This is a genomic window from Synechococcus sp. CCY9201 (assembly GCF_034931105.1).
In the GTDB taxonomy this organism is placed as follows: domain Bacteria; phylum Cyanobacteriota; class Cyanobacteriia; order PCC-6307; family Cyanobiaceae; genus CBW1002.
Map to the genome: position 1 here is coordinate 26443 of NZ_JAYGIC010000144.1, position 14005 is coordinate 40447.

14 protein-coding genes and 1 tRNA gene are annotated in these 14005 nt (G+C 64.6%); 6 read left to right on the forward strand and 9 right to left on the reverse strand.

Features of this window, described 5'->3' with window-relative positions; all coding sequences use genetic code 11:
- Nucleotides 1-90 precede the first annotated feature (90 nt).
- Nucleotides 91-1863 (reverse strand): EAL domain-containing protein, encoded by a 1773-nt coding sequence (locus VB716_RS13890; protein WP_323270782.1) that lies wholly within the window; start codon nucleotides 1861-1863, stop codon nucleotides 91-93.
- A 175-nt stretch (nucleotides 1864-2038) separates the two neighbouring features.
- Between VB716_RS13890 and VB716_RS13895 the strand changes: the two genes are divergently transcribed.
- Entirely contained in the window at nucleotides 2039-2395 is a 357-nt protein-coding gene (locus VB716_RS13895; protein ID WP_323270775.1) for an STAS domain-containing protein, read from the forward strand.
- 99 nt (nucleotides 2396-2494) lie between these two features.
- On the opposite strand, the gene VB716_RS13900 is transcribed toward VB716_RS13895, so the two are convergent.
- The 4 genes from VB716_RS13900 to minD all read right to left on the reverse strand — a co-directional run bounded on the left by VB716_RS13900 (nucleotide 2495) and on the right by minD (nucleotide 4018).
- Nucleotides 2495-2566: transfer RNA gene (locus tag VB716_RS13900), tRNA-Thr, on the reverse strand.
- 30 nt (nucleotides 2567-2596) lie between these two features.
- The gene (locus VB716_RS13905; protein WP_197171801.1) at nucleotides 2597-2818 is read right to left on the reverse strand and encodes a response regulator transcription factor; all 222 of its coding nucleotides are present in this window, start codon (nucleotides 2816-2818) and stop codon (nucleotides 2597-2599) included.
- A gap of 77 nt (nucleotides 2819-2895) precedes the next feature.
- Entirely contained in the window at nucleotides 2896-3195 is a 300-nt protein-coding gene (gene minE / locus VB716_RS13910; protein ID WP_197158824.1) for a cell division topological specificity factor MinE, read from the reverse strand.
- A gap of 4 nt (nucleotides 3196-3199) precedes the next feature.
- Nucleotides 3200-4018, reverse strand: a complete 819-nt coding sequence (minD, locus tag VB716_RS13915) for a septum site-determining protein MinD (RefSeq protein ID WP_197158825.1) — start codon at nucleotides 4016-4018, stop codon at nucleotides 3200-3202.
- Between the two features lie 128 nt (nucleotides 4019-4146).
- Here minD and VB716_RS13920 point away from each other — a divergent pair, with 128 nt between their 5' ends.
- The 3 genes from VB716_RS13920 to VB716_RS13930 are packed head-to-tail and all read left to right on the forward strand — an operon-like array spanning nucleotide 4147 to nucleotide 6421.
- Nucleotides 4147-5169, forward strand: a complete 1023-nt coding sequence (locus VB716_RS13920) for a phospholipase D-like domain-containing protein (RefSeq protein ID WP_323270776.1) — start codon at nucleotides 4147-4149, stop codon at nucleotides 5167-5169.
- On the forward strand, nucleotides 5169-5792 hold the full coding sequence (locus tag VB716_RS13925) for a chromate transporter (RefSeq protein ID WP_323270777.1): 624 nt from the start codon (nucleotides 5169-5171) through the stop codon (nucleotides 5790-5792). The genes VB716_RS13920 and VB716_RS13925 overlap by 1 nt, the downstream gene beginning before the upstream one ends.
- The gene (locus VB716_RS13930; protein WP_323270778.1) at nucleotides 5792-6421 is read left to right on the forward strand and encodes a chromate transporter; all 630 of its coding nucleotides are present in this window, start codon (nucleotides 5792-5794) and stop codon (nucleotides 6419-6421) included. Before VB716_RS13925 ends, VB716_RS13930 begins: the two co-directional genes overlap by 1 nt.
- Here VB716_RS13930 and VB716_RS13935 read toward each other — a convergent pair.
- Genes VB716_RS13935 through ctpZ form a run of 3 tightly spaced genes read right to left on the reverse strand, consistent with a single transcriptional unit; the run spans nucleotide 6411 to nucleotide 9730 of the window.
- Complete coding sequence (locus tag VB716_RS13935) at nucleotides 6411-7157, reverse strand: septum site-determining protein MinC (protein ID WP_197171804.1); 747 nt, start codon at nucleotides 7155-7157, stop codon at nucleotides 6411-6413. The two genes, VB716_RS13930 and VB716_RS13935, sit on opposite strands and share 11 nt — an antisense overlap.
- Nucleotides 7158-7184: 27 nt before the next feature.
- On the reverse strand, nucleotides 7185-8435 hold the full coding sequence (locus VB716_RS13940; protein WP_322758877.1) for an HD domain-containing protein: 1251 nt from the start codon (nucleotides 8433-8435) through the stop codon (nucleotides 7185-7187).
- A complete protein-coding gene (ctpZ, locus tag VB716_RS13945; RefSeq protein ID WP_416223848.1) occupies nucleotides 8435-9730 on the reverse strand; it encodes a carboxyl-terminal processing protease CtpZ in 1296 nt (431 codons plus the stop codon). Before ctpZ ends, VB716_RS13940 begins: the two co-directional genes overlap by 1 nt.
- A gap of 50 nt (nucleotides 9731-9780) precedes the next feature.
- Here ctpZ and petB point away from each other — a divergent pair, with 50 nt between their 5' ends.
- Nucleotides 9781-10455: a cytochrome b6 gene (gene petB / locus VB716_RS13950; protein WP_197158829.1), complete on the forward strand. Its 675-nt coding sequence runs from the start codon at nucleotides 9781-9783 to the stop codon at nucleotides 10453-10455.
- 162 nt (nucleotides 10456-10617) lie between these two features.
- The gene (petD, locus tag VB716_RS13955) at nucleotides 10618-11100 is read left to right on the forward strand and encodes a cytochrome b6-f complex subunit IV (RefSeq protein ID WP_197158830.1); all 483 of its coding nucleotides are present in this window, start codon (nucleotides 10618-10620) and stop codon (nucleotides 11098-11100) included.
- 134 nt (nucleotides 11101-11234) lie between these two features.
- On the opposite strand, the gene VB716_RS13960 is transcribed toward petD, so the two are convergent.
- Nucleotides 11235-12683: a glycoside hydrolase 100 family protein gene (locus VB716_RS13960; RefSeq protein WP_197158831.1), complete on the reverse strand. Its 1449-nt coding sequence runs from the start codon at nucleotides 12681-12683 to the stop codon at nucleotides 11235-11237.
- Nucleotides 12684-14005 lie beyond the last annotated feature (1322 nt).

Below are 14005 nucleotides of genomic sequence, written 5' to 3' on the forward strand. Positions count from 1 at the left end.
GGCCAGCCCAGCTTCATAATCTCTCTGTACAAGCCTTCTCGTACCCCTCCCTGCCAACGGAGCTTAAGGTCATCGGCCCGGCGGGGGTATTTAGCGATCCCCACGACCATCTGATGCGGTCGCGGCGCTCATCATAGGCAGGACAGCCCCAGACAGCCACTCGGGCCTCCACTGTTCGGGCGGCAGGGGTTTGCCGATCAGATAGCCTTGAATCACCTGGCAGCCGGCATTGCGAAGCCACTGCAGTTCTTCAGAAAATTCCACGCCTTCGGCGACGGTTTCGAAGCCCATTTTTTCGGCCATGTCGAGCACGGAATGCACGATCACCTGAGCCTTGGGGTTGGTGTGGATGCCGCGCACGAAACTCTGATCCACCTTGAGCGTATCGAAGCTGAAGTGCTGCAGATAGGAGAGTGAGGCGTAGCCAGTGCCGAAGTCGTCGATGGCGATCTGGATGCCTTCCTTCTGGAGTTCCTGAAAACAGTGGGCCGTTGCCATGGTGTTCTCCACCAGCACGCTTTCGGTGAGTTCCAGTTTCAACAGGGCCGGGGGGATGCCAGCGCGCTCCACGATGCCCAGCAGCTTGGCCACGAACTCAGGTTCGAGAAGTTGATGGGCCGTCACGTTTACGGCAATCTGGATCGGTTGACCGCCTGCCTGCATCCACTGCTGGGTCTGTTGACAGGCGGTTTCGAGAATCCAGTCGCCCAGCTCCACGATGAAGCCCGAATGCTCCGCCAGGGGGATGAAATCGCAGGGGGGAACTGTGCCGTGCTGGGGTGATGTCCAGCGGATCAGGGCCTCGGCTGATTGGATCTTTCCCTGGCTCAGATTCAGCAGCGGCTGATACACCAGCTTGAACTCTCTGTTGGCCAGCGCACGGGAGAGGTCGAAGCGTTGTCGACTCAGCAGCTGGAACTGCCCCTCACGGAGGATGTTCACCTGCCGCTGCAGAATCTCGTAGACGCCATAGAGATCCACGGGATCGATGCTCTGCATCAGATTGCTCTCGGTGATCAGTCCCACCAGTTCGCCGGCATCATTGGCCACCACCATTCGCCTGATGCGCAGTTTCTGCATCCGATCCCGCACGGCGGCCAGGTCGTCGGCGGGGTGAATACAGGAGAGTGGCGTGCTCATCACCTCGTCGACCCGGGTTGTGCTGAGGGCGAGCGCAAGCCGGCGCATCTGGAGGATGTCGCGTTCGGTGAGAATGCCGATCGGGCGTTCACGGCTGGACCCACCCCGGCCGGGGATCGGTTCCGTCACCACAACGCAGCTGATCCCCCGCAGCGCCATGGTCTGAATGGCCTGGCGCAGCGTGTCCTGGGGGCGCACCGTCACGATGGCGGTGCTCATCACTTCCACAGCCTGTCGAAACCGCAGGAAGAACGTCTCCTTCAGCACACGATTGAGGCTGGTGATGGTGACGATGCCAACGGGGTGGTTCCGTTCGTCGACGATCGGCAGGTGGCGGATCCGCTGCCGGCGCAGCAGGCTCATGGTCGCCAGGATGTCGAGGCATTCATGCCGCTTCCTGCTGATCACCGGATGGGTCATCACCGCCCCCAGCCGGATCTGGTTGGGGGGCAGGTCGCTCAACGCCCACCGCACCGCGTCCCGTTCGGTGAGAATCCCGACCAGTTGCTGCCCCTCCAGCACCAGCACGCAGTTGCCGGTGAGCTGTTCCTCGTCCGTTGAGGCGTCGCTGGCCTCTTGAAGGCTGGAACGCATCACCTCCAGGGCCGCCTCCAGGCTTGCAGTGGTGGGCAGGGTGGGGGGAACCGGCAGGATCGCCCCCTCATGGTCAGGAAGCACCGGAGGCGGCAGTTCTTGGTCGTTGGCCATCGAACCGGTGGGCACCAAGGCAGTGGGGCCAGAAAGGTCTGTGATCATCCTGGCTTTTCATTGGCCCAGGGGTGTGAGCTGAGGCCGGCTGCGACGATGGTGGGCGCCACTGGCTGATCTTCTGGCATGCCGCTCCCCAGGTGCTGGCGGCCCCTGGTCCTTGACTGTCCGCACCGGGCGCCGAAGACCCATGGCTGAACTGCACATCCTTCGGCCGACGGGCTTCATCAACGCCGATACCGGTGCCGATCTGCGCGACCGTATTCACAGCCTCACGGTGGGCGATCCCCGCTCTGTGCTGATTGACTGCGGCGCCATCACCTTCATGGACAGCAGCGGCTTCTCCTGCCTGATCACCGCACTCAAGAGGCTGCGCCGGCAGGGGCGGGAGCTGTTCCTCTGCAGCCTCAACAGCCAGTTGCGGGTGATTCTGGAGACCACAGGCACCATCCAGGTGTTCCGGATCTTTCCCAGCAGTGCTGACTGCCTGCTTTATCTCGAGCAGGAGAACCAGGTGGATGGCGAGCGGTCGTCGCCTGCCAGTTGAGGGCCCGGACCCGAGCGATTGGGTCAGATCGTTCCTCGGGCCGCCACAGTCGGTGCTTGAACAGTGACTCCTGCACCGGACCTGTTCTGTGAGTGAGGAAGCCGGCTAACGGATTTGAACCGATGGCCTTCGCTTTACAAAAGCGCTGCTCTACCGCTGAGCTAAGCCGGCAAGGGCCGGGCCGTCTGGCCCGGGCAGACTTTATCGCTCCCCCAGCGCCCACAGGAGCAGTTGGGTGCGGTTGCGGCAACCGGTCTTGGCCAGCAGGTTCGAGATGTGGCTCTCGACAGTGCGCGGACTCACTACCAGTACAGCGGCGATGCCCTTGTTGCTGCAGCCACTGCGCAGCTGTTGCAGCACCCGCTGTTCCGCTGGAGTGAGCGGAAACAGGGGGAATGGAGCGGTGTTGGTGCAGAGAGCCATCGAGCCTGGTCGAGCTGTCTGCAGGATTCCCCAGCGCGGACAGGCTCAGCGTTGTGGCGGCTCAGCAATGCGCCGGGTCAGCCTTCCGCCGGCTCAGCAACGGCGGCCAGGGGGATGGAACGGGCCCGCTTGATCGGCAGGTTGGCCACCAGGGCTGTGACGCGGTCCTCGGTTTCAAGGCTGACATCGCCCCCTTCCACGTCGATCTCCACGTAGCGGGACACCACTTCAAGAATTTCGCTCCGCATCTTCTCGAGCAGCTCCGGGTTGAGGTCGCTGCGGTCGTGGGCGAGCACCAGCTGCAGCCGCTGCTTGGCCATGGTGGCGCTGGCGGGCTGACGACCCAGCAGTCGGTTGATGAAATCGCGCAGGGTCATCGGTTCAGAAAATCCGGGTCTGCATGAGTCGGCCGAGCTTGGCCCGCAGGCCTTGTCCCTCCTTGGCCGGATCGATCAGGGGGACGGTCTCGCCCCGCAGCCGCCGGGCGATGTTGTGGTAGGCCTTGGCGGCCGGTGAGCCGTTGCCGTTCAGGGTGAGCGGCTCGCCCCGGTTGGTGGAGACGATCACCTGCTCGTCCTCCAGAACCAGCCCCAGCAGCGGCAGGGCCAGGATGTCGGTGACATCGCTCACCGCCAGCATCTCCTGGTTGAGCATCATCTTGGGCCGCACCCGGTTGAGCACCAGCTGGATCGGCTCAATCCCCTGGGTGTTGAGCAGCCCGATCACCCGGTCGGCATCCCGCACGGCGGACACCTCCGGGGTGGTCACCACAATCGCCTCGCGGGCCGCGGCGGCGGCATTGCGGAAGCCATCTTCGATGCCGGCGGGGCAGTCGATCAGCACGATGTCGAAGCGCTCGGCCAGCAGGGCGACGATCCGCTGCATGTCCTCCGGGGTGAGCCACTCCAGCATCCGCGGGTTGCCCGCCGGCAGAAGAGCCAGGTTGGGTTCCTGCTTGTGCTTCACCAGCGCCTGCTCCAGGCGGCAGGTCTCGGCGAGCACCTCCTGGGCTGTGTAGACGATCCGGTTCTCAAGCCCCAGCAGGAGATCGAGGTTGCGCAGGCCGAAATCGGCGTCGAGCACAGCGGTGCGGGAGCCCTGGCGGGCCAGGGCGATGCCCAGGTTGGCGGTGAGGGTCGTCTTGCCCACTCCGCCTTTTCCAGAGCAGATCAGGATGATGCGCGTCGGGGCGGCGGTCACGGCACTGGCTGGCGTTGGATCAGGTTAAGGCCACCGCCAGGCGCTGGTGGTGCTGGCTGATGCGGGCCGCCGGAGCCGGACCCCGATAGAACGGGGTTCCTTCCGTTCCCCTTGCCCGGGATAGACGCGTGGCCGAATCGATAGCCGCATCGCCGCCGGTGACGATCCGCAGCCATCAGCACCTGATCGTGATGCCGGACGACGGGGCCGATGCGGTGGTGGCGCTGATCGACCAGGCCCGTTCGGAGCTGCGTCTCAAGCAGTTCAAGCTCCAGTCCGAGGCGGTGGAGCAGGCCCTGTTGCGGGCGCACCAGCGGGGCGTCCAGGTGCGGGTGATGCTCAACCCCCACACCTCCGGCGGCGACCGCTGGAACGATGAGACCTATGCCTGCCTTCAGAGCTGGGGGATTGCCGTGGCCTGGACCAGTGAGGCCTTTCCGGTGACCCATGAGAAGTCGCTGGTGGTGGATCGCGACTGTGCCCTGATCGCCACCTTCAACCTGTCGGATAAATATTTCACCCAGACCCGCGACTATGGCGTGGTCACCTACGCGGCCCCAGTGATCGAGCAGGTGATCGCTGGTTTCGAGGCCGACTGGAACCGCACCTTCTTCCAGCCCGATCTCTCCGTGGGCCTGGTGTGGAGCAGCATGCACAGCCGAGGTCAGATGGCCCGCATCGTTGACGCGGCCCGTCGCACCCTCTGGATCCAGCATCCCAAGTTCGTGGATGCGGTGATCCTGGAGCGCATCCTGTCGGCGCGGGAGCGGGGTGTGAAGGTGCGGGTGCTGTGCGGCGGCAAGCACGGCATCAGCGACTGGGACATCTACGACACCTTCTCCTCCTTGCGGGTGATGCGGCGCTTCGGGGTGAAGGTGCGCCGGCAGAGGCACCTCAAGCTGCACGCCAAGCTGATCCTGGTGGATGGGGCCTTTGCCCAGACCGGCTCCATGAATATCGACCGCAGCGCCTTTGATCTGCGGCGTGAACTCGGCATCGAGAGCGATGCCCCCGCGGTGGTGAAGCGCCTCAAGGCCACCTTTGAGGCCGACTGGGAGCAGGCCTGTAAATACGACGCTCCAGACCCGCTGGATCCGAGCCTGCATGAGGCGGGTGAGCTGCCGCCCGACCCCCACTTCGTGCACGACTGATGGGTGTCCCCCCTGAGGGTGTGCCCCTCCCTGCTCAGGATCCCGCTGACGAGGATCTCGCCCTGGCCCCGCCTCCCGGGCTTCGGGCCCTGTTCAGCGGCATGCTCCAGGTCGCCCTCTCCTCCTTCGGCGGTGGCCTGTCGGCCTGGAGCCAGCGGATCGTGGTGGAACAGCGCCGCTGGATGAGCAACGAGGCCTTCATCACCGGGCTCACGGTGGCCCGTCTGTTTCCGGGGCCGAATCAGATCAACATGGCCATCTACATCGGCACCAGGTTTCGCGGCCTGCCCGGGGCCCTGGTGGCCCTGGCCGGCATGCTGCTGGTGCCCTTCAGCCTGCTGATGCTGGTGGGGCTGGCCTATTTCCAGCTGCATGGGCTGCCGGCGGTGGATCGGGTGCTTGCCGGCGTGGTGGCCGCCGCCGCCGGCATGGCCCTGTCGATGGGGTTCAAGATCCTGCACACCTATCTGGGCGACCGCATGGCCCTGCTGCTGGCGGCCGTCACCTTCCTGGCCCTGACCCTGGGGCATCTGCGCCTCGTGCCGGTGGTGCTGGTGCTGGGTCCGCTGGCGATGGCCTGGTACTGGCCCCGCCCAGGCACAACCCCATCGGGCCCTCCCTGATGGTGCCGCTGATCTGGATGTCCCCATCGACCCGGCTTCTGGCCGCGGCTCAGGCCTGCACTCCCGCGTCCCTTTCGGATCTGGGCAGCCTGCTGCGCGTGATCGGGGAGTTTCTGTCGTTGTCGCTGTTCTCCCTGGGGGGCGGTAACACGCTGCTGGCTGAATACCACCATCTCAGCGTCGAGCAGTTCTGCTGGCTCACCAATGCCCAGTTCGCCGATCTCTACGCCCTGGCGGAGGCGGCTCCTGGACCCAGCTCCATGATCGTGGGCCTGCTTGGCCTGGGGGCGGCTCAGCGTGAGGGTCCCTTCTGGGCGTTGCTTTCGGCCTACGGAGCGGAATGCGCCATCCTGCTGCCCTCCACCCTGCTGATGGTGCTGGCCTGCCTGGGTTGGCAGCGCTTCCGCAACTCCCCCTGGCGTGTGTCCTTTGAGCGGGGTCTGGGGCCGATCACCCTCGGCATCCTGTTCGCGGTGGGCCTGAAAATCCTCCACACCGCCGATAACAACCCCCCCGGGGTTGTGGTGTCTGTGGTGGTGTGTGTGCTGATGCTGCGCACCCGGATCTCCCCCCTGTGGTTCATGGCGGTGGCCGGGGTGCTGGGCGGCTTCGGGCTGATCAACCGCTGAACCGCTCGGCTGCGCTCAGTCTCCCCCCGGGCCGCAGCAGCTGGGGGCCGGCGGGATCGATCCGGATCGTTCCGTCCATCAACCGGGCTTCCTCCGCCAGGCCAGGCGGTGGCGGCTCCGCTGGGCCACGGGCCACGGCCGCGGCGATGCGCAATTGCAGGGGGCGCAGCTGCAGGGCCACGATCCGGGCCCGGTCATCGCCCTGGCAGCCTGCATGGGCCACGCCCCGCAGCCGGCCCCAGACCAGCACGTCGCCGGCGGCACTGATCCGGGCTCCGGGGTTCACGTCCCCCAGCAGCAGCACCGAGCCGGGGGCCTGCAGATGATCCCCGGAGCGCAGGGTGCCCCGATGGATCAGGAATTCGAGCTCCGGGCCGGTTGTGGAAGCCGCGGCTGAGGCAGGGCTCTCGCCTGGACCGGCTCCGGGCTCAGCGTTCCGCAGTGGCGGTGGACAACCGCTCTCGACGCCGAGGGCGGCCGCGGCCACCAGGGTGTCGTCGCTGCGGCTGATGACCCGCAGCAGGCCATGCCCGGCCGTGTCCAGCAGCTCCTGGATGGCCCGCAGCTGCGGCAGGTTGAGGTTGAGATCGAGGGCTTCCAGTTCCACCCAGCCCGGTGGGGGTGAGGCCCCGAGGGCATAGCGCACCTCTTCGACTCCGTCGGCCCCATCGGGCGTGGTGTTCAGCACCAGCCGGTGGGGCTGGCCCGGAGCCTCCGCCAGGAACACCGCTGCCATCCGTTCCGGATTCGATTGCCGCGAAGGCTAGGTGTGCAGTTCCGCCAGGCGCTGCTGCAGGGGCTCGCGCACCTCCGCAGGATGGATCAGCCAGGCCTGCTCCACCGGTTGGATCAGGCTTCGCACCAGGGGCGATCGGGTTTCAAGCGCCTCAAGCCGTTCGCCATCCCAGAGCCGCAGCCCCCCTTTGTAGGGGTGATAGCCCCGGTTCTGGCTCTGCTGCAGACCGCAGCAGCGCTCCGCCACCAGCTGCTGCCGCCGGGCCATCCCCTGCACCTCGGCCAGCAGCTCCAGCCGCTGGGTGCTGGCCAGATCGCTCACGTCGGTGGCCTTGAGCAGGCGCCGATCCAGCAGGCGGGCACAGGGCTCCCTCAGTTCCTCGGGCCCCTCTTCCCGCCAGCGCAGCAGGTGATAGCCGCTGCGCAGGTCGTCGTTGGCCAGGTAGGTCTCCAGGTCCAGCGCGTCGCTGTGCCACAGCCAGCGGCTCATCACCATGTCGCTGAACACCTGCCCTGGACCCAGCCGCCGCGCCACGGCGATCACCTGGCTGAGCAGCCAGTTGCACACCACGTTGAGACGGTGGTTGTAGACGCTGCGATACATCAGCTGGCGCACCACCAGGTAATGCTCCACAGCCATCAGCCCCTTGGGGTGAAGGGCGAGGTTGCCGTCGGGCGCGAGCGTCAGGGCCGCCAGGATGCGCTCGAGATCGAGCTGGCCGTAGCGGATGCCGGCGCTGTAGCTGTCCCGCACCAGATAGTCGAGGCGATCGCAGTCGAGCTGGCTGCTCACCAGGGCCCGGATCGCCTGGCGGGGATAGCGGCCGTGCTCCAGCAGATCCGCCACCGCATCCGCGGTGCCGGCGCCCTCCGCATCGAGGCGCTGCCGCAGATCCGGGTGATTCCGCACCAGCCGTGCAGACCAGCGCTCGTGGCGCAGCCCGAACATGTCCTCGCCGGTGTGGCTCAAGGGGGCGTGCCCCAGGTCGTGGAGCAGGGCCGCGGCAAAGAGCACGGGCTTGTGCTCCTCCAGGGAGGGATCGTGGCGGATCAGCCGCTGCAGGGCCAGGCGGGCCAGATGCAGCACTCCGAGGGAGTGGGTGAAGCGGCTGGATTCGGCGCCGTGAAAGGTGAGGAACGCCGGCCCAAGCTGGCGGATCCGGCGCAGCCGCTGGAACGGTGCGGTGTCGATCAGGTCGATCGCCAGGGCTTCGGCCGGATCCTGCCGATCGAGCTGGATGGCCCCATGCAGGGGATCGTGATAGGTGCGCTGGCCGATCACTGGGTCTGGGTCGGCGCTTGTGCCTGCTGGATCTGGTGGGTCAGCAGCCGCTGGGCCTCTTCCAGCCAGGAGTCGTCCTCACCCCCCGGATCGAGCGGTTCCGGCGCCCCTAGCTCCAGATCAGGCCGAATGCCCTGGTTCTGGATGTCGCGACCATCCGGTGTGAGGTAGCGGGCCACCGTCACCGCCAGACCACTGCCGTCTCCCAGGGGAATCAGGGTCTGGATCAGGCCCTTGCCGAAGGTGCGGCTGCCCACCAGCCGGCTGCGCTCCTGGTCCTGCAGGGCGCCGGCCAGGATCTCGCTGGCACTGGCCGTACCGCCGTTCACCAGGGTGAGCATGGGCCCGTCGTAGAGCACGCCGAGATGGGCCTGCTGCCGGTCCCCGATGCCGCCGCGGTCTTCGGTCTCCACGATCACCGACCCATTGAGCAGGTCGTCGGCCACGGCGAGCCCGGCGCTCACAAGGCCGCCGGAGTTGTTGCGCAGATCGAGGATCAGGCCTTCGATGTCCTTGCCTGTCAGGTCGGCGATCGCCTGCTGCACCAGTTCCGGCACCGGTTCACTGAACTGGGTGATGCGCAGGTAGCCGAGGGTGAGGTTGCCCTGGCGCAGCCGTTTGCTGCGCACGGGCCGCAGGTCCACCTGGCGCCGCTCCAGTTCCACCTCCCGCTCCTGACCCTGCGGGTCCCGCAGCTGCACCAGAACGGTGCTGCCGGAGGGGCCCCGCAGCCGGGTTGCGGTCAGATCAAGTCCCAGTTCAGCGGTGTCGATGCCATCCACGGCCAGCACTTCCGTACCGCTGGCGATGTGGGCATCGGCGGCCGGAGAGCCGTCCAGCGGGGCGATCACGACGATCTGCTCGTCGGCGGCACGCAGGCCAAGCTGCAGGCCCACGCCGGTCACGGTGCCCTGTTGCGTGGCGGATTGCAGGGTGCTGAATTCGGCGGGTCGCAGCAGCCGGGTGTAGGGGTCGTCGAGGGGGGTCAGCATCGTTTCGATCGCCGCGTAGGCGTCCGCCGAGCTGCTGATCGGCTGTTCCAGGGCCTTCTGGCGCAGCCGTCGCCAGTGAATCGGCACGAAGCGACCGGGGTCCACGTAGCTCTGGTTCACCAGCCGCCACGCTTCCACCACCAGTTGCTGGGCGTCGTTCAGGGCCAGTGCCGCCGAAGTTGTCCAGGGCGTCAGCAGCAGGCTCAGCACCAGGGTGAGCCCCAGCCCGCGCCGCAGAAGGCGTTGCAGGCTCTGGGGCGGGATTCGGTTCGGCGGGGGGGGCTGCCGTTGCGCGCTCACGGAGGGTTTCGGGCGGTCGGTAGACTCTCGCAACCCAAGCCGCCCGCTGCATGGCGAATTCCTCTCCTGCCGCAAAGTCGTCACCTGTATACGACTGGTTCCAGGAGCGCCTGGAAATTCAGGCGATCGCCGACGACATCTCCGCCAAGTACGTGCCGCCGCACGTCAATATTTTTTATTGCCTTGGCGGCATCACCCTGGTCTGCTTCCTGATCCAGTTCGCCACTGGGTTTGCGATGACCTTCTATTACAAGCCCACGGTCGCTGAGGCCTACTCCTCGGTTCAGTACCTGATGACGGACGTCAGTTTTGGCTGGCTGATCCGTTCGGTCCACCGTTGGAGCGCCTCGATGATGGTGCTGATGCTGATTCTTCATGTGTTCCGCGTCTATCTCACCGGTGGTTTCAAACGTCCCCGTGAGCTCACCTGGATCACTGGCGTCACCATGGCCGTGATCACCGTGTCGTTCGGTGTCACCGGCTACTCGCTCCCCTGGGATCAGGTGGGCTATTGGGCCGTGAAGATCGTCAGTGGCGTTCCGGCAGCCGTTCCTGTGGTGGGCGACTTCATGGTCGAACTGCTGCGGGGAGGTGAAAGCGTCGGCCAGGCCACGCTGACCCGCTTCTACAGCCTGCACACCTTTGTGATGCCCTGGCTGCTGGCTGTCTTCATGCTCATGCACTTCCTGATGATTCGCAAGCAAGGAATCTCTGGTCCCTTGTGATCCAGCCCGGTCCAGGCCACCCTTGGCCTGGGCTCCGGTTTGCGAAGTGTTGCAATCCAGCAGGACTGGTCTGGCTTGCTGCCTCCCTCGAGCCTGTCTCCTTCCTAGCTTTCAACTCCAGGTTCACGCCGGCTTGCCGGCTCCCCTTTCACGGCCTCCGTCATGCACATCCTCAAGAAGCCTGACCTCACCGATCCCAAGCTGAGGGCCAAGCTGGCCAAGGGCATGGGCCACAACTATTACGGTGAACCAGCCTGGCCCAACGATCTCCTCTACATCTTCCCGGTGGTGATCCTGGGCACCATCGCCTGTGTGGTTGGGCTCGCCGTGCTTGATCCCGCCATGCTGGCGGATAAGGCTGATCCCTTTGCCACTCCTCTCGAAATTCTGCCGGAGTGGTACCTGTACCCGGTTTTCCAGATCCTGAGGGTTGTGCCCAACAAGCTGCTGGGCATTGCTCTGCAGACGATGGTTCCCCTCGGCTTGATGCTGATTCCCTTCATCGAGAGCTTCAACAAGTTCCAGAATCCCTTCCGTCGCCCGGTCGCCATGGCAGCGTTTCTGTTCGGCACCGTCTTCACGATTTATCTCGGCATTGGAGCCGCTTTGCCGATCGACAAATCTCTGACCCTCGGCCTGTTCTGATCAGCTGCTATAACGACGAGCAAACAGTCTGCTACTAATGAAGCCCCGGTAGATTCCGGGGTTTTTTCATGCAGCGAATTTGTTGCACGTGCATCGCTCGCTATCTGACCAGGCTGGGTTGCGCTGCTCTTTCTTCAAGGGGTCTCAATATCAATCAGGCTCACCTGGCTGGGGTTGACTCGCAGCATGTGGTGCAGCAGCAGAAAGCCCACGATCGTCCAGGTCTGGTAGGTACGTGCCTGCTGACCCACCCAGGTGCCGGTGGGTCCGTCGAAGTACTCGGCCCATTGCTGACGCGGCAGCTGGTTGAGCTGGGCCCAGTAGCACTCTTCCATCATGGCCCGCATCTGACCCATCAGCAGCACGTCCGCCTCGGGGTGGCGCTGCTCATGCAGAAGCACAGCACCGGCCAGATACCAGAGCAGACTGGGCCAGTGCCCGCCGTTGTGATAACTCCAGGGCCAGTTCTTTGGGTCTGATCCCGTTTTATTCATCCATTCGTCGGCCTCCATGGGGGGATGGCAGATGCGCATCGGCATCTGCGCCATCAGATGTTCGCGGTTGTGCAGCACCAGCCGGAACAGGGCCCGCTGCTGGGGTGCCGTGATCAGGCCGAACAGACAGGCGAGGGAGTTGCCGAGGCTGTAGAAGCGGAAGTCCGGCCGGCCGGTGCGCATATTGCCGATCAGGTAGCCGCCCCGGTTCTCGAGCCAGTCCTGCAGCCAAGGGGGGATCACCTGAGGCTGCACATTGAACTCGTTCTCGTGCTGGTGGTCGCCGTACTGCTCGGTGGGCCGGCGCCGCAGAACCTGTACCGTTTTGCTGGTCACCCAGTAGTGCTTCAGCAGGAAGGATCGCAGATCATGCATCCACTCCTGGGTGAGTTCGATCCGCTGATGCAGCAGTCGGCTCATGCGGTCACGCTGGGCCAGTTCCATCAGGTGGCAGCAGCTGCGCAGGCAGCCGTAGAGGAGCACCTCCACCTCCAGCGGGTTGCCCCAGACATCCATCGGACGATCAATCATGAAGGCACAGTCCGGCACGAACAGCACGGGCGTGCCCTCAAAGGTGGGATGCAGCACCAGGTCCAGCAGCAACTGCACGCCGCGTTGAACCTGCTGACTGGCACCGAATTCCATGTCACGGCTGCGCTTCACATACAGCCAGCAGAGGATGGGCCACCACAGGCTGGCGTCGACTGAGGTGATCCGTCCGATCGATCGCTGGCCGTAGTCGGCCAGCACGACCCCGTCCTGCTCCACAAAGCTGGTGGGAAACACACCGCGGGTCTTGATGTCGTTGCTCTGCAGTTCCAGCGAGACAGAGAGGAAGTTGCGCACCACCTCAAAACGGCCCTGCAGCAGCAGGTAAATCATCACCGGCACGTTGTCCCGCAGGAACACCTCGCCGTAATTGGCCTCTCCGGAGCGGCGCGGATGGTCGAGCGCGGCCACCGATCCCACCAGTTCACCCTTGACCCTCACCAGGGTGCGCTCGAAGTGCTCCTGGGCGCGGATCACCACGGCGTCTTCCTTGGAGCTGGGCCGAACCCTTTGGTGCTGTTGGCTGAACGGTCGGGACACGGGCCTCCATGGGAGCTTGGGCCAACGGTAGAAACGTTGTACCGGCCATGAACCACGGCTGGAACAATTCAGGAATGCATGGGGCCTGATCGCTGCAGCAGAGCTTTCCATGCGCACAGCTGCTTCGGCGCAGCCCTGCAAGGTTCAAGAAGGAGGTCTCAGGTCCAAGAAGGAGACCTCAGGGCCAGGGCTGGATCCGTAGCTTGCGATGTGGTCCAGGCCTGGATCGGGAGCTTGGACTTGGGTTGTGTCTGCGACTGCAGCTGTCTTGGCATGCAACAAAGGTTCAGACGTCCCTGCCCCGCTCGCGTCTGAGTCTGAGCGGAGGTCCGCCCAGCCTGTCGACCAGATCAGGGTGCTCAGGGGTTCCGGGTTTTGTCCGACCATCCCTGCCTTCCCCTTTCTCTGTTTCCTGCCTGTTCCCCTCTGGCGCTTGATTCGTCGCTGCTCCAGGCCCCTGTGCCTTCCAATGAAGATGCTTCGGCCGGCGCCGGTCCGGCTGAGCTGGCTTTCAGAGGTCGGGACTGCCAGGCAAGCGGTGAAAGGCCCCATCAGTGGGAGCTTGCGCAATCGAAGGTGTATGGGGTATGGTTTTGGACTGCGCAGCACACCGGGAGCGAGAGCGCCGGTGGAAACGCAGAGTCTTCGGTGCCGCGAGGCACTGAGGGCGAGTGCCATTTGCCTGGAAGGGTGAAGGGTGCGTGCTTACGACGAAGGAGGCGCGAGCCACCGGTGTTGTAGGTTTCCTGAGTCGCTGAGAGGCGACGTGCCGAGACGACCCGGAGCCGAGAGGCCAAGGGAGTGGAGGCAGCACCTGGACAATTGAAAAGTTTAGGAACTGACGCTTCTACCGCGTCATTCTGATCGGATCGAACGGTTCTGAGTTTGCAGTGGACCAGCCTTGTGCTGGCGCCAGTGTGGAGTCAAAGCCAGTTGGATGCGGTGTCGAGGATGACGAAACGAGCGGTAGAGGTGTGAGGTCCCGTCAAACATTTTAAGCGACGGGAACCTGCAGTGATGTGGTGCTGCCTTGAGGTCTCACGCCTTGGGTCAGAACCGGGTGAAAACCAGCTGTGGGTGACTGAAGCGAACCGGATCTGAGATCTGGGAAAGTCACGGGATTGTGAAGCGAACCATCAGGAAGAATCTGTTCGGAGAGATCCAGATAGAGAGGTCTAGACGGCAAGCGAAACAGTTGTGTGCACTCTCGAACCCTTTCGGTCAGTCGAAAGGTGGTCCCAACTGAAGACTGTGCGCCAGTGCAGGATTTGGGTGAGCGACAAACTTCTCTGCGATGAAAGCTCAAGCGAAAGTTTAGAGCT

Excerpts from the sequence above, each read along its gene's own strand:
- VB716_RS13930 (WP_323270778.1), top strand. The coding sequence starts at position 5,792 with ATGGTGCCGCTGATCTGGATGTCCCCATCGACCCGGCTTCTGGCCGCG.
- minE (WP_197158824.1), bottom strand. The coding sequence starts at position 3,195 with ATGACCCTGCGCGATTTCATCAACCGACTGCTGGGTCGTCAGCCCGCC.
- VB716_RS13925 (WP_323270777.1), top strand. The coding sequence starts at position 5,169 with ATGGGTGTCCCCCCTGAGGGTGTGCCCCTCCCTGCTCAGGATCCCGCT.
- petD (WP_197158830.1), top strand. The coding sequence starts at position 10,618 with ATGCACATCCTCAAGAAGCCTGACCTCACCGATCCCAAGCTGAGGGCC.
- VB716_RS13895 (WP_323270775.1), top strand. The coding sequence starts at position 2,039 with ATGGCTGAACTGCACATCCTTCGGCCGACGGGCTTCATCAACGCCGAT.
- VB716_RS13935 (WP_197171804.1), bottom strand. The coding sequence starts at position 7,157 with ATGGCAGCGGTGTTCCTGGCGGAGGCTCCGGGCCAGCCCCACCGGCTG.
- petB (WP_197158829.1), top strand. The coding sequence starts at position 9,781 with ATGGCGAATTCCTCTCCTGCCGCAAAGTCGTCACCTGTATACGACTGG.
- VB716_RS13905 (WP_197171801.1), bottom strand. The coding sequence starts at position 2,818 with ATGGCTCTCTGCACCAACACCGCTCCATTCCCCCTGTTTCCGCTCACT.